General features: G+C 32.6%; 12 protein-coding genes. 1 reads left to right on the top strand and 11 read right to left on the bottom strand.

Going from position 1 to position 13841, the window contains the following annotated elements; genetic code table 11:
• Nucleotides 1-187 precede the first annotated feature (187 nt).
• Nucleotides 188-2473 (top strand): outer membrane beta-barrel family protein, encoded by a 2286-nt coding sequence (locus OF897_RS14700; RefSeq protein WP_267266447.1) that lies wholly within the window; start codon nt 188-190, stop codon nt 2471-2473.
• A gap of 211 nt (nt 2474-2684) precedes the next feature.
• On the opposite strand, the gene OF897_RS14705 is transcribed toward OF897_RS14700, so the two are convergent.
• From OF897_RS14705 to OF897_RS14755, 11 genes are all read right to left on the bottom strand, one after another.
• Complete coding sequence (locus tag OF897_RS14705) at nt 2685-4439, bottom strand: discoidin domain-containing protein (protein ID WP_267266448.1); 1755 nt, start codon at nt 4437-4439, stop codon at nt 2685-2687.
• 98 nt (nt 4440-4537) lie between these two features.
• Entirely contained in the window at nt 4538-5563 is a 1026-nt protein-coding gene (locus tag OF897_RS14710) for a hypothetical protein (protein WP_267266449.1), read from the bottom strand.
• A 98-nt stretch (nt 5564-5661) separates the two neighbouring features.
• On the bottom strand, nt 5662-7284 hold the full coding sequence (locus OF897_RS14715) for an NAD(P)-binding protein (protein WP_267266562.1): 1623 nt from the start codon (nt 7282-7284) through the stop codon (nt 5662-5664).
• Nucleotides 7259-8773, bottom strand: a complete 1515-nt coding sequence (locus tag OF897_RS14720; protein WP_267266450.1) for a polyamine aminopropyltransferase — start codon at nt 8771-8773, stop codon at nt 7259-7261. Before OF897_RS14720 ends, OF897_RS14715 begins: the two co-directional genes overlap by 26 nt.
• A complete protein-coding gene (locus OF897_RS14725) occupies nt 8766-8981 on the bottom strand; it encodes a DUF350 domain-containing protein (protein WP_056076051.1) in 216 nt (71 codons plus the stop codon). The genes OF897_RS14720 and OF897_RS14725 overlap by 8 nt, the downstream gene beginning before the upstream one ends.
• A 12-nt stretch (nt 8982-8993) precedes the next feature.
• Entirely contained in the window at nt 8994-9194 is a 201-nt protein-coding gene (locus OF897_RS14730) for a hypothetical protein (RefSeq protein WP_267266451.1), read from the bottom strand.
• Between the two features lie 3 nt (nt 9195-9197).
• Nucleotides 9198-10658, bottom strand: coding sequence for a DUF4178 domain-containing protein (locus tag OF897_RS14735; RefSeq protein WP_267266452.1), 1461 nt, complete (start codon nt 10656-10658; stop codon nt 9198-9200).
• Between the two features lie 5 nt (nt 10659-10663).
• A complete protein-coding gene (locus OF897_RS14740; RefSeq protein WP_267266453.1) occupies nt 10664-11023 on the bottom strand; it encodes an S-adenosylmethionine decarboxylase family protein in 360 nt (119 codons plus the stop codon).
• Between the two features lie 23 nt (nt 11024-11046).
• A complete protein-coding gene (gene ctlX / locus OF897_RS14745; protein WP_267266454.1) occupies nt 11047-11970 on the bottom strand; it encodes a citrulline utilization hydrolase CtlX in 924 nt (307 codons plus the stop codon).
• Between the two features lie 11 nt (nt 11971-11981).
• Nucleotides 11982-12650, bottom strand: a complete 669-nt coding sequence (locus OF897_RS14750; protein ID WP_267266455.1) for a CPBP family intramembrane glutamic endopeptidase — start codon at nt 12648-12650, stop codon at nt 11982-11984.
• Between the two features lie 8 nt (nt 12651-12658).
• Nucleotides 12659-13573, bottom strand: coding sequence for a dimethylarginine dimethylaminohydrolase family protein (locus OF897_RS14755; protein ID WP_267266456.1), 915 nt, complete (start codon nt 13571-13573; stop codon nt 12659-12661).
• Nucleotides 13574-13841: the final 268 nt, after the last annotated feature.

Below are 13841 nucleotides of genomic sequence, written 5' to 3' on the forward strand. Positions count from 1 at the left end.
GTTGTCTTATTAAGTGTAAAGATGAAACAATAAATTTTAAAACATATTTTTAATCACTAACAATCAACTAGTTAAAATTAAAATCAAAACATTTTTACTACTTTGTATTGCATGATACTATTTTTATTATATATCTTTGCAATGTAAATTAATAACAGATACAAGCATCTAAACTAAATATACAATTATGAAAACTCAAATATTCATTGCGGCACTTTTTTTCAGCGGATTTGCATTTGCTCAAGAGAAAAAAACAGACACTACAAAAACTAAGAACATTGAAGCGGTTGTTTTAACAAAACAAGTATTCAAAAAACAAAGCGACCGGTTTGTATATGATGTTGCAGCCTCTCCGATTGCAAAAGGAAATACTACTTTTGATCTTTTGAGACAAACACCTCTACTTTCTACAACTGATGATAAAACTTTAAAAATTGCAGGAAAAAACAATGCGCTCATCTATATCAACGGCAGAAAATCTAATATGGATGCCGAATCTCTGGCTCAGTTTCTAAAAAATACTCCGGCTGAAAATATTCAGAAAATTGAGGTCATTACAGTTCCAGGAAGTGAATTCCAGGTAGAATCTTCAGACGGAATCATCAATATCATTTTGAAAAAGAAAATGAGCGACGGTTTGAACGGAAATATGAGAATGTCGAATACCCAAAATAAATACAATGCAAGTTCTGCAAGTTTCTCTGCAAACTACAGAAAAAATAAGTTAGGAATCAGTGCCAATTTGTATGGAGGAGAGAATATTGACGCTCAACAATATGTTTTACGAAACGGAAATGCTTCTTCTTCTAATGAATCTACCGGAAATATTGATGACCCGAATCAGTACATCGGAGGATATTTGAATATAGATTATCAACTCACGGAAAAAAGTAATTTAGCTCTTTCATGGAATTCTAATGCCAACAAAAGTTATAATTCTACAGTTAATTTATTCAATAATATTCGTTCTTTTGATAAAGATACTCAGTCATACATTACCAATTATACTAACTCAAGAAACAATGAAGATGCGAGATCATACAACAATTCGGTTAATTTAAACTATGAATTAAAAACCGATTCTTTGGGAAGTAAGTTAAATGTAAATGCAGCTTATCTTAATTACAGAAGATTTCAGTTTACCAATAATAAAACATATTTATCTGATGCAAATGGTACAGATGGATTACTAAGCCAGACCATTGACCAGAATCTACCTCAAATCATCAATAACTTTTCCGGTACTGTAGATTATATTCAGAAATTTAAAAATGACTTTACAGTTGCTATTGGTGGAAATTTTAATAAAACCAAAACGGATAATGACACTCAGAATATTACTTATATAACAGGAAAAGATGATGAATTTGCACCTAACCATTTCATTTATGACGAAAATATTTATGGCGCCTATTTAACTTTAGAAAAGAAATTTTCTGATAAATTTTCCGGAAAAGTTGGTACTCGTTATGAAATCACGAACAGTTTAGGAACTTCGGACAATGCAGCTCCTGAATACAGAAAGATTGAAAGAGATTACCATAATGTACTTCCTTATCTAAGTTTTAATTACGCAATTAACGATAAAAACAACATCTCTTACGCATTTTCAAGCCGAATGAGAAGACCAAGCTTCTGGGAACTGAATCCCGTAAGAAACATTCTTACAGAAGACAATTATACTCAAAACAATCCTTTTGTGAAAGCTTCTTCTACTTACAGTAATGAATTAACCTATATGTTTAAAAACTCATATTTCTTAATCTTAAGCCATTCATTATTTAAAGATAAGATTACCCAAGTACCTTTGCAGAGAGATATTCTGAAACCGAGAAAAGATAAAGACGGAAATATTATAATTAATCCAGTAACTGGCAATCCATTTTTAGATCCCTATAAACAATTAAGATACATCCGTACCAACTTCGGTGACAAACAGGAAATGTCTGCCATGTTAGGAATTCAGAAAACATTCTTTAAACAATATTTAACAACAAATTTCAATGTCGGAATTCAAAGAAATGTAAACGACGGAAGTTTAAGCGTTGACCCTACTTCGGGAGATGTTTTCCCGATTTATGAAAATAAAATAAGTTCTACAAGTATTTTGATTCAGACCAATAATACAATCCGTTTAGACAAAAAGAAAACATGGTTTTTAGGTGTAAATTATTTCTTCGTCGACAAACAGCAAATCGAGTTGGGGATGCTTAAAAATCTTTCAAGTCTTGATTTAAGTTTAAAGAAAAACTGGAATGATTGGACTTTTGCTTTAAACATTACCGACGTTCTTAGAACCAACATCGTAGAAATTGAGGATTATCAAGCCAACGGAAATTACAACTATGTAAGAAACGACCAGTTTAGAAGAGGCGGAACTTTCAGCATAACGTACAACTTCGGAAACCAAAAAGTGAAAAAAGTAAGAGACATCGAAGGCGCATCAGACGCTATCAAAAGCAGAACACGTTAACATTCAATCTTCATATACATTTATTTTGTACAGAAACCCGCCGAGAAATTGGCGGGTTTCGATTGTACTTTTACTATAAAAAAAACTGCGCAACTTTAGCATAATAGCTGCGTAAGTTTTGTACAACTCTTGCTTAAAAGTTACTCAACTCTTGCTTAGAAGTTAAGTAACTCCACACAAGAGGTAAAATTATCTTATTAAAATATAAATTCTACTCAGACTTTACAACCTCCGTTCTCTCAGACATTCCATTCGCATTGAAAGCCTCTATTTGGAAATAATAAGAATCTACTCTATCTGCTCCAGTGAAGAAATATTCATTTTTTCCGTAAACCATGATGCTACCATATAATTTATCAGGAGATTTTCCCCAATAAATAACGTAACCATCTGCTTCGGAATTTTGTTGCCATTTCATCCAGATGCTCCTTCTTTCGCCATATTTTTTAGCATCAGCTCTCAACGGAACAAAGTTCTGAACTTTTGCAGGTTTTGCTCCTGCTCCTTTTCCGAATACTCTGAAACCGCTTAAGGCAAACTTCCCTGTAGGCATTTTCAAGTTCTCCATTTTTAAATATCTTACTGAGGCAGGTTTTTCCAATTCGATATAATCGTGAGGAACATCTTTGGTGTTCTTACTTTTATCAACAATAACTTTCCATTTTTTACCATCGTTTGATCCGTAAACTTTATACTGATGCATTTTACCTTCCGTTTTTCCCATAAACTCAACATCCTGATCTGCATAATTGATCTGAATGGCATTAATCGTCGAAACCTCTCCTAAATCTGTCTGAAACCACTCTCCCGAATTTCCAGTTTTTGCGCTCCAATAGGTTTTAATATCTTCATCCACTGCATTATTCGAGTGATAACCACCTAAAGTTGACGAAACTTGAACGGGTTTGTTGTAATTCAGCAACATCCACCCTGTGAAAAGCCCTTTAGAGAAATCTTTTCCCTGTGCAAACTGCGGAAGTAAAGTCGGATAATCACCATAAGCAGTGTTGGTATACATGACATCATCTTTGTCGAAACCTGCAGGCCAGATTCCCAAGCGTCTTTCAAAATTGTTTTTAGTAGAAATAAAAATCGTTGAAACGTGCCACCAATTTTTGAAATTATCTTCGAATGTTGCTCCGTGTCCCGCTCCTCTTGCAAAACCTCCCGGTTTATAAGAAAACGGATTGTGCTGTTGATATTCGTAGCCTTCCAAAGGATTTTTTGAAACATACACTCCATCAGAATATCCGCTGAATTCTGTTGCAGGAGCTCCGTACTGCATATAATATTTGTCTTTGTACTTCGTTACCCAAGCTCCTTCCACAAAAGGCTGAAGAAAAACATTATCATTATATTCTCCGAATCTTTCCCAACCGTGATCTTCAGGTTTCAATCTTAAAATAGGTTTTACAAAACCTTCAGACTGCAAGTTTTTTACTTTAACTTCTGTTCCTAAAAGTGGCCATTCGTTGCTTGAACCCCAATATAAATACAGTTTGTTTTTATCTTCATCGTAATGAAAAGCAGGATCCCATGCTCCAACTTTCAGAGTATCAACTGCAATCTTCCAATCATCTACCGTAGGATTTGTAGATTTCCAAATAGGAAAGTCGGATTCCCAAGTTGAACCATAAACGTACAAAGTGTCTTTCATTGCCCAAACTGCGGGAGCATTCAAATCATGGGTATATTTATTGTCTCTGAGGAATTTCCTTTTCACAAATTTCCAATCGAGCATATTATCGCTATGCCAATATCCTTCTTGGTTTGTAGAGAAAAGAAACAGTTTTTTCTGAAAATTAACAATCACAGGATCGGCTGTTGCACGGTGTTTACCCTGTTTTGAAAAGACTTCAAAAGGTGTGTAACCATAGTCGATGTTGATTGGGTTACAGTAGGTTTTTTGCTGCGCGTTAATGGTAAACCCTAATAAAACAGCTAGTAAAAGAATGTGTTTTTGCATCTAAATAATTTCTTGAAGACAAATTTAATTAAACATTTTGGGTTAAGTCTCAAGATGAGAAAATAAATCAGTATTGGTTTTTTACCTTGAAGATAAATTTAATTAACCTTATTTGGTCTACGCCAAATAAAACCATCCAATAAATAATGGGTGAGCTGGGGAACAACTAACAAAGGAATTAACAGTTGAAACCAAAATTCTGAAAGCTTAAAATTCCAGGAAAAGTGTTCACGCCAAATTAAAATCTCCCAAAGAAACTCTTCAAAAAAGGCAAAGGTGAGAATGACAACAATAAATAAGAAGACTCCGAAAGTAGATTTGAATATGGATAATTTATTTAATTGAGTCGATTCTTTCTGTTTAATTTCTCTGATATAAACTAATGCAACATAAGGAATTCCGTGGGAAATAACATTCAGAAAAGTAAAAACCAAATCATTATTGAAGTAAACGATCCCAAAATACCACGAAAGATAAGTTCCTGTAATTAAAGCATTTTTAGGAAGATTAATTTGTTTGGTCTTAATGATTCCAATAACTGTTTTAATCATCCAAACCAAAAGAATAATGAAATACAAAACCTTAAGAAAAGGGACATAATTGGGAATATGATGAAACCATTGAAACTCATTTTCCACAAACCAGTTGAAAGCTCTCGGCGTTTTAAACCAATACAACATCGGGAAAATGGTCGCCGAATAAATCGCAACCTCATCTATTTTTTTGCTCCAGTTATTTTCCTCAAATCGAGCATAAATTCTCATGAAACCATATTGCTGTCTGATGAAATGAAAAACAGCAATCAATGCCAAAGCTGACCAAAAAGTAAGGCTTCCAAACTGGTGTAAAATCAGACCTAAAATCCAGCTCAACAAAGGAATTCCATAGTACAAAAGTTTTCTCTTTTGAATTTCTGCTTTTACAAAATACGTTTTAAATAAAGTGGAATAAACATGCGCAACATCCACAAAAACAATCAGAAAAAGCCATGTGTAAAATGAATAATGGTTTTCTAATCCTTGAATCTCTTTTTGAAAAAGTAAAATGATAAGCAAAATGACAAATGGCGGCGAGAGAATAAACCAGCCGTCTGTTTTTGCATTATGTATCCAAGGTTGCTTCATATTTTTATTTAAACGCAAAGTTCGCAAAGATTTTTTTAGCTACTATCTGTTTTTAAGTTCGCAAAGGCGTTTCACTCAGCTAAGAACGTGAAAAGAATTTAGGTTTTTGCTCTCTTTATATACTTAAATTCACTCATTTTCCTTGCGGTATTATATCCCTGATAAAAGGCTTCCTCAAAAATTGAAATTCCTGATAAATCTGAATGTGCAAAGAAAATTTTATTGTCAATAGATTGTTTTGCATTTTCTGTTGCTGCACCAAAAATTTGATTCGGAACCGGAGCAATCATCGCATGACCGATTTTGTGAAACTGCATTTCTACAATATATTCTTCAATTAAAGGATGTGCTTTTTTTAAATCTTCCAAAACCATATTTCGAAGCTGATCTTCCTTCATCGAATACAGTTTCTTTCGTGCTTTTCTACAATCATCCGAAGAAAAACTTTTATAATAAGTGATTACTTTTTCTCCCAGAATCTGATCAATATTCTGATGCTGATCGTAAATATATCCCAAACCTTCCGAACCGTAAATTACATTATCCCAAGCCAATTCTTCATCTCCACCAAAATCATTTTTCAGCGTAATTGTCGTTAAAAGCCACGGAACATAATTGAAAGATTTTGTATTTCTATCTTTAAAAATTCTGTCATTCACGAATTGAGGCGTTGCAAAGAGAACTTTTTCAGCAATAATTTTCTTTGTTCTATTTTGAGTATTATCGAAACTTAAAACCTCAACATTATTTTCTTTCAACTGAACATTAAAAACTAAATTTTTAATCATTTTTTTGCCATCAACATATTTTGAAAAATGCTTAACCAATCTTGCATTTCCTTCAGGCCAGGTAAAAACCTGATCTTTATATTTTTTGCTCCAGTTATTTTTTCTTCCTGCGTAATAATGAATTCCCGACCAGGCAGAAACGTAGTCAATACCCAAACCGTAATCATCTCTGCAGGAATAATCTAAAAACCAAAGCAATTCATCAGATTTAAAATCGTTTTTATTTAACCAATCTTTAAAAGTAATTTTTTCGAGTTTTAAAACCTCTTCTTCTCTACTTGAATCCTGAACAGGAATGGCAAACCAATATTTATTGTGATTGTCTTTTTTCAAACGAAATTCATTCATCAATACAAAAAATCGCTTCAATTCATCCTGAGCTTCAGTGGAAATTCCTTTTTGAGGAACGATGTCGTTTTGCCATGAATTTTTATAAAATAATCTTTCCTGCTGTGGAAAAGTCATTTGATATTCGTCTAAAATAGGCTCTCCAATTTCATCTTCTCCCAAACAGATTTTACATTCTTTCAGAAAGTCGATAATTTCTGTATTCTCTTTGTTTGGTAAAGGTAAATAATGTGCTCCCAAAGGAAATTTCGAAAACTTATTTTCTCCGTTAGAAGAGTTTCCACCAAGATGATTTTCCATTTCCAAAAGAAGATAGTCATTTTCGTTATTCTGATTTAGAAATCGACAAGCAGAAAGACCTGAAATTCCACCACCGACGATTAAATATTTAGTATGAATTTCTTCTGAAAACTCAGGAAAATCTTTAGCCCAAAGTCGGTGACCAAGAATGTGGTTTGTTCCTGTAATTTTAAGTAAAAATGTTTTGCCTTTCTTTCCGCAATATTGCAGAAAAGGAAGAAAAAGACTTCCAAAAATGATGGTTTTAAGAAAATCTTTTCTACTGTATTTTGCCCCACTCTTCATCAAAATAGCGTACTAAAATTTGATTATCCAAACGATTGACTTCCACAGAATCTGCTTTCATATCTTTTGTAAAATAAGACAACTGTGAAAAATTATAGTCATAAAATTTAAGATTAGGAATCTTTCTGTAAATCTTGTTATGTATCGGTTCAAAAGATGCCATCGAAAAACCCCATTCTCCAAAAGACGGAACGTAAGTATGATAAGCCTGTGTAAAAGGAAAAATCTGACTCATTGTTTTTTCTATACACCAAAAAGATTTCGGTGCAAAATAAGGTGAAGTGGTCTGTACCACAATTTTCGTGTCTGTTGTAGTTACTTTTTCAAGCTCATGATAAAACTGTAATGAATAAAGTTTACCTAAGCTATAATTGGAAGGGTCGGGAAAATCGATAATAATGACATCAAATTTTGCTTTGTTTTCTTTAATCCAGATATAAGCGTCTTTATTGATAACTTTCACTTTTTTATCAGACAAAGAATTCTGATTGAGTTGACGCATTGTTTCATTGGTTTTAAAGAAATTCGTCATTTCACCATCCAAATCTACGAGTGTGATATTTTTCACATCTTTATATTTTAAAACTTCACGAACCGCAAAACCATCGCCGCCACCAAGAATTAAAATGTCATCAATTTTCTTCGCCATAGACATTGCAGGGTGAACCAAAGCTTCGTGATAACGATATTCATCGGTGGAAGAAAACTGTAAATTGTTATTTAAATATAATCTGAACTCTTTACTATTTCTCGTTAAAACAATTCTTTGATAAGGTGAATTGTTGGTATAAACTACATTTTCACCATACAATTTTTCCTCAGAAAAAGATAAAATTCTGTCTGAGAAAATAAATAATACCAAAAGCAAAAGGAAAGCTCCGATGGATTTTATTTTAAGCGAAAAAGAATTTTTTAAGTCTTTTTTTAAATAAAAACATAAAAATATGGCAATTGAAATATTAATTAATCCGAAAAAAAGTGGTGTTTTAATAATTCCAAGATTCGGAATTAAAATTAAAGGAAATAAAATGGATGCCAATAAAGCTCCTACATAATCAAAGGCAAAAACGTTTGAAACTAAATCTTTAAATTGAACTTTATCCTGCAGAATGTTCATCAATAAAGGAATTTCCAGCCCAACTAAACATCCCGTTGAAAAAACAAAGGTATATAAAGCCCACTCAAAATTTCCAATCGTATTGAATAAAAGAAAAAGCACGACAGAGCTTATTCCACCAACAATTCCGACTAGAATTTCAATTTCGATAAATTTATCTATTAAACTTCCTTTAATGAATTTCGCTAGATAAGACCCCACTCCCATCGAAAAAAGATAGACACCGATAATGAAAGAAAACTGCTTCACAGAATCTCCCAAAAGATAACTCGCCAAAGCTCCTGCAACCAATTCGTAAATCAATCCGCAAGTTGCAATAACAAATACCGAAGACAGTAAAAGAAGTTCTAAAGACAGTCTTTTTTTATCCATGAACCGCCGAACCGATAATGATGGAAATCCCAATAATAAATGAACCGAAAATAATTGCCAACGCTACATTTTTGTTTTGTGCAATCTCATGCCATGTTTTTTCAGGAGTCAGTTTTTCGATGATAACGTAGCAAACCAACAGAATTGCAATTCCCAAAAATGAATAAATTACTGAATTGATTACCGGTAAAAAGTTTATATTTTCCATGATGTTTTATTTTTATTTGTGATGATATCTGTAAAATCCGTGTGTTCCTCCTGTTCTGTGAACTCTTGTCGTTCCGTCTCGATACTTTTCTGTTTTTTCGCAGTCGCACAATTGGTTTCCATCATACGTCAGATAAGCGAATAAGCCTAGAAAAAAGCTACCGAACAGAAGAATGATAAAATGCTTTTTAATATAATTAATGATATTTTCCATGATTTAAGAGCTTTGAGGATAAGGCGAATTTGAGCTGTTCTTCCATTTAGAAACATTGAAAAGATACCTTCCCCAGTAAATGATACTAAAAAATATAATCATTGTAATCAAAATAATGGCAAAATTCCAAAAAGAAACCGGAAGCCAGGTTGCTTTTATCGTAACTGAATTATTTATTGGAGTTGTAGATAAATTAATCGCTTCTGCATTAATTAAAGAATCCAATTTTTGATGTCCGAAAGATTCCCGAGTCAATTTTGCAATGGAAGAAGTATCTTTTTCTAAAGCTTTTGCATCGCTGAAAGTTGTAATATTTCCTAAACCCGTTTCGGTAACATTGATCATTCCTGTTTTGTCCCGAGAGATTTCTACACGAGAATCGGGAGATTTTAAATTATCTAAAGGAATAATTACAGAACCATCTTTTTCTGCAGAAATAGCGAAATGATATTTTCCGGATGTTACCCCACAAATATTAAAATCCGCAGATTTTTTCCCTTCGCTCCAACTTTCCCCATCTTCATAACCATGATATTCTTCAATATCTTTTGATGCGTAAGTAATTTCATTTGTTTTCTCGTTGACCAGACTCAACTGAAAATTTGCCCAGGAATTATCAACATCAGAATGAGCTTCAATTTTCAATGGAGCAGAACCTCCGGAAAGTGTAAAGCTTTTGGAAATCATTTCCTTGCTCTTCACATCTTCAAATTTGATGGCTTCTTCAAAAACAATATCGTTGGTTCTTGAATAAGATACATACAACTGCAAAAGACAAATTAAAAGCCCAGTTATGCTCAAAATATTCATCGCTTGTTTAACATCTAAATAATAAGGCTGAACAATCCCAATTCCCGAATAATTGGGCATTTGAGAAATACCAAAACTTTTTTTAATGATAAATTTAGAAATATGCTTTCCAAAAAAATAATGGTTCGTATTTCCAGACTGTTCCTGAGAAATCATTTCGGTACCGTTGACATATTCTTTGTATGTTGCAAGTTTAAAACTCAGTTTGTCTTCGAAAAAACCGGTTGCAGAATCAACAGAACACGGTGTAGTTTCGTACCAACGGTAATTCTTTGTATTTAAAACAGCTATTCTGTCGTTTTGTTCTTTTTTTACATCTTCAGAATGAATCGACTTCAAAAAAATCCAGTGACCATCACTTTCGCTGAGAAAAGCATCATTATTTTTGTAGTCTTTCAAGAAATATTCTCTCCAAAAAATATCTGATCCGTATTTTCTTACGATAATTGCAACGACGGTATATTGAACATTTTCAATAATACCTTTCTGACCAACTTCTAAAACGACGTTTTCGGTTGGTTTTTTGATAACTTTTTGAGAGGAACTTCTGTTTACATCAATAAGTTTACTGCAGGACTTACAAATATATTCTGTGATGTTGAATGTAAGCTCCGATTTATTTTCTGTATTACAAACGGGACAAATGTAATGCATCTTTTTTATCTGTAAATCTTGTGTTCTTGTATAATTTTAGCTTCAAAATACTTGGTGACTTCATCAGCAATTTCTTCAACTTTTTCCGTATTGTCTTGTGTATAATTACAAAGGAAAACATCAAAAGTAAGTTGCTTAAATTCTGGCCAGGTATGAATGCAGAGATGAGATTCTTTTAAACAAACTGCAGAAGTAAAGCTTTGGTTTTCAAAATCATGATTCGTAACGCCCACAATTTCCACTTCTTTATTTTCTAAAATATTGGTCATATATTCCAGAAACTGCACACTGTCTAATAACAAATCTTCTAACTCTGTTTCCAAAGTTAGAAGAATGTGTAAACCTTTATTTGATAATGGCTTCAATTAAATAATTTTTAACAAATATATCATTTTTTCGGGAGGAAAACTTCAGCCAACATACATCTTGCACTTCCACCACCGTTTACTTCAATAGTATTTAAATCTGAATAAATAATTTCGCAATATTTTTCAATATTTGAAACTTGTTCGGCATTTAATGATTGATAAGCAGTTTGGCTCATTACCAAAAACTTTTCTCCATCTTTATTCTGAACCTGAAGCATATTTCCTGCAAATTGCTGCATCTGCTCTTCCGAAATTTCTATAATTTCTTTTCCTGAATTTTTAATGGTTTCAATGACTTTGCTTCTTTCCAATTCGTTATCGATACAGTCTAAACAAATGACCACAAATTTATCAGCAACGCACATCATGACATTGGTATGATAAATCGGAAGTCTTTCTTCTCCAACTGTTTGAAAAGAATGGAAAACAACAGGCGTGAAATCATATTTTTCACAAAATTCTCTGAATAAATTTTCATCTAATCTCAAAGAAACTGAACCGTAAGCAATTTTATTGTCGTGATCGAAAATCATACTTCCCGTTCCTTCCAGATAATGACCTTGGATTTCCGGCAATGACCAATCGTCAATTTCAGCAACTTCAAAACCTTGGTTTTTGATGCTTTCAATAATATCTTCTCTTCGCTCTACTCTTCTGTTTGAAGCAAACATCGGATATAAAACTACCTTTCCATCTTTGTGAAAACTCACCCAGTTGTTTGGGAAAATTGAATCCGGTGTGTGTGGATCGATGGTATCCTTGATGGAGATAACATTGATTCCTTTACTCTTTAATTTCTCTACAAAAATTCTGAATTCTGCCAAAGCTTTTGACTGAATATCTGCACCTTTCTGTTCTACTTGAAAATAATTATTTTCCGCAGTTTCTGCGTTGTAACCGAATGCAATCGGCTCTATCATTAATACTGTATCTGTTGTCTGCATTTTTTTAAATTTTATAAAATAATATTAAATCCGGAATAAAAATCTGTCAGTCCATAATAGCTTAATGTGAGAAATACTGTATCTATCAAACCGTGAACAATGATATTTATCCAAATATTATTGAATTTTAAGTATATAAATCCGAAAGCTAATCCGAATAAGAAAGTCATTACCAATCCCGAAATCCCTTGGTATAAATGAGGCAATGAAAACATAATTGCACTTAAAAATACGAGTAATATTTTCTTTTCACCAAAAAGCTTCCTAAACTGTGAAAAAGCAAAACCACGAAATAAAAGTTCCTCGCCAATTGCTGCACTAATCCACATGTTAACAAGCCATTTAAAGTATTGATGGGGATTATTTTCTATTATTTTAAAAGATGAATAATCTGCCGGCTCATTAAAAACTTTGCTTGTCAAAGGTTGGAAAATAAAATCCATAGAAAGCTCTAAAATGAGATAGCAAATCAGAATGATTTTAATTTCTGAGGATTTTATTTTCTTAAAATTAAGATTTTTAAAATTTCCATCTTGTAAATATGAAAGTAAAAGAACAGCTAAAATAATGATACAAAATGTAAATGGAAACTTTGTGAACGGATTATAAATCAATGAAAAAGTTAGCATTAAAAGCAATAATGCAACCCATTTATTATTTAATAATACTTTCAAATTCATTCTCTAACTTATTCTCTTACCAATGGCATTGTAGAACATCTCAACAAACCACCCATTTTAGAAATCTCTCTGTAAGGAATTTCTTCAACGGTCATACCCCAAACATCTCTTAAATGATTGTTCATTCTTTTGAAAGCTTTATCGGAAACTACAACTTCCGGAGATATTGAGAAAATATTCGGGAACATTTCAAACATTTCTTCGGCAGTCACGTGGAAACAGTTTTCTTCACCGAAAATATCAATGATTAAATTATAATCGCTTTCATCAACAAATCCGTCTTTGTAAATAATGCATTTATCTTTTCCAATCGGATTGAAAGTGCAGTCTAAATGCAAAATTCCTTCGTATGGAATTCTGTCATTTTTCTTTAATTCTAAATCGATAATTCTCTTTTTAGGAAAATATTCTTTAAGAATTTCGATAGCGTATTCGTTAGTTCTCGCTGTTTTATAACTTCTGTAATCTTCGCTAAAACAAGTTCCGATAAAAATGAAATCGTTCCAAACGATAACATCGCCACCTTCAATATGCGCTGTTTCTGGAAGATTAATAATATCTCTCCATTTCACATTTTCATATACAGTTTTATAAGCTTCCTGTTCATCGGCTCTATCTGCAATCACATTGGAAATAATCATTTTATCATCAATGACAAATGCAACGTCTCTTGCAAACACCTGATTGTAATCTTCGATAATATCCGGGCGAAAAACTTCGACATTATATTTTTTCAAAACAGCTTCAAAAGCGTTCATTTCATCAATAATATCTGCTTCTTTCGGATACATATTGTGCTCAATCGTGTAGTAAGATTTAGCATCATAGCTTTCTTCCAAAGTGGGAATTCCTCCCATAGAATTGGGCTGTCCTAATACGACCGACCTCAGTCTTCCTGTTTCGTTTTTTATATTTAATTTCATTTGTAGAAATTTTTATTCTAAAGGTCAAATGCAATCGCCTTATATCGTTGGGTATTTATCTTTAAATTTAGTAAAGGGCGATTTCATAAATAATGAGAATTACGCAAATATAATCAAACGGTTGTGATGTGGAAAGCTTTTTATTTAGCTAAGATTGAGACGTGTTTTAATGGTTTTGAAGATTGTTGATTCTTCACTAATTTCATCTGATGAACTAAAAACTCACAGATAGAATTAATGATAATCAGTGAAAATTCAAGCACAAAAT

It is taken from the genome of Chryseobacterium formosum, assembly GCF_026460885.1.
GTDB classification, from domain to species: domain Bacteria; phylum Bacteroidota; class Bacteroidia; order Flavobacteriales; family Weeksellaceae; genus Chryseobacterium; species Chryseobacterium formosus.

Bases quoted from the DNA above. Each gene is read 5' to 3' on its own strand.
- OF897_RS14725 (WP_056076051.1), bottom strand. From the start codon at position 8,981: ATGGAAAATATAAACTTTTTACCGGTAATCAATTCAGTAATTTATTCA.
- OF897_RS14755 (WP_267266456.1), bottom strand. From the start codon at position 13,573: ATGAAATTAAATATAAAAAACGAAACAGGAAGACTGAGGTCGGTCGTA.
- ctlX (WP_267266454.1), bottom strand. From the start codon at position 11,970: ATGCAGACAACAGATACAGTATTAATGATAGAGCCGATTGCATTCGGT.
- OF897_RS14710 (WP_267266449.1), bottom strand. From the start codon at position 5,563: ATGAAGCAACCTTGGATACATAATGCAAAAACAGACGGCTGGTTTATT.
- OF897_RS14700 (WP_267266447.1), top strand. From the start codon at position 188: ATGAAAACTCAAATATTCATTGCGGCACTTTTTTTCAGCGGATTTGCA.
- OF897_RS14705 (WP_267266448.1), bottom strand. From the start codon at position 4,439: ATGCAAAAACACATTCTTTTACTAGCTGTTTTATTAGGGTTTACCATT.
- OF897_RS14715 (WP_267266562.1), bottom strand. From the start codon at position 7,284: ATGAAGAGTGGGGCAAAATACAGTAGAAAAGATTTTCTTAAAACCATC.
- OF897_RS14730 (WP_267266451.1), bottom strand. From the start codon at position 9,194: ATGGAAAATATCATTAATTATATTAAAAAGCATTTTATCATTCTTCTG.
- OF897_RS14720 (WP_267266450.1), bottom strand. From the start codon at position 8,773: ATGGATAAAAAAAGACTGTCTTTAGAACTTCTTTTACTGTCTTCGGTA.
- OF897_RS14750 (WP_267266455.1), bottom strand. From the start codon at position 12,650: ATGAATTTGAAAGTATTATTAAATAATAAATGGGTTGCATTATTGCTT.
- OF897_RS14735 (WP_267266452.1), bottom strand. From the start codon at position 10,658: ATGCATTACATTTGTCCCGTTTGTAATACAGAAAATAAATCGGAGCTT.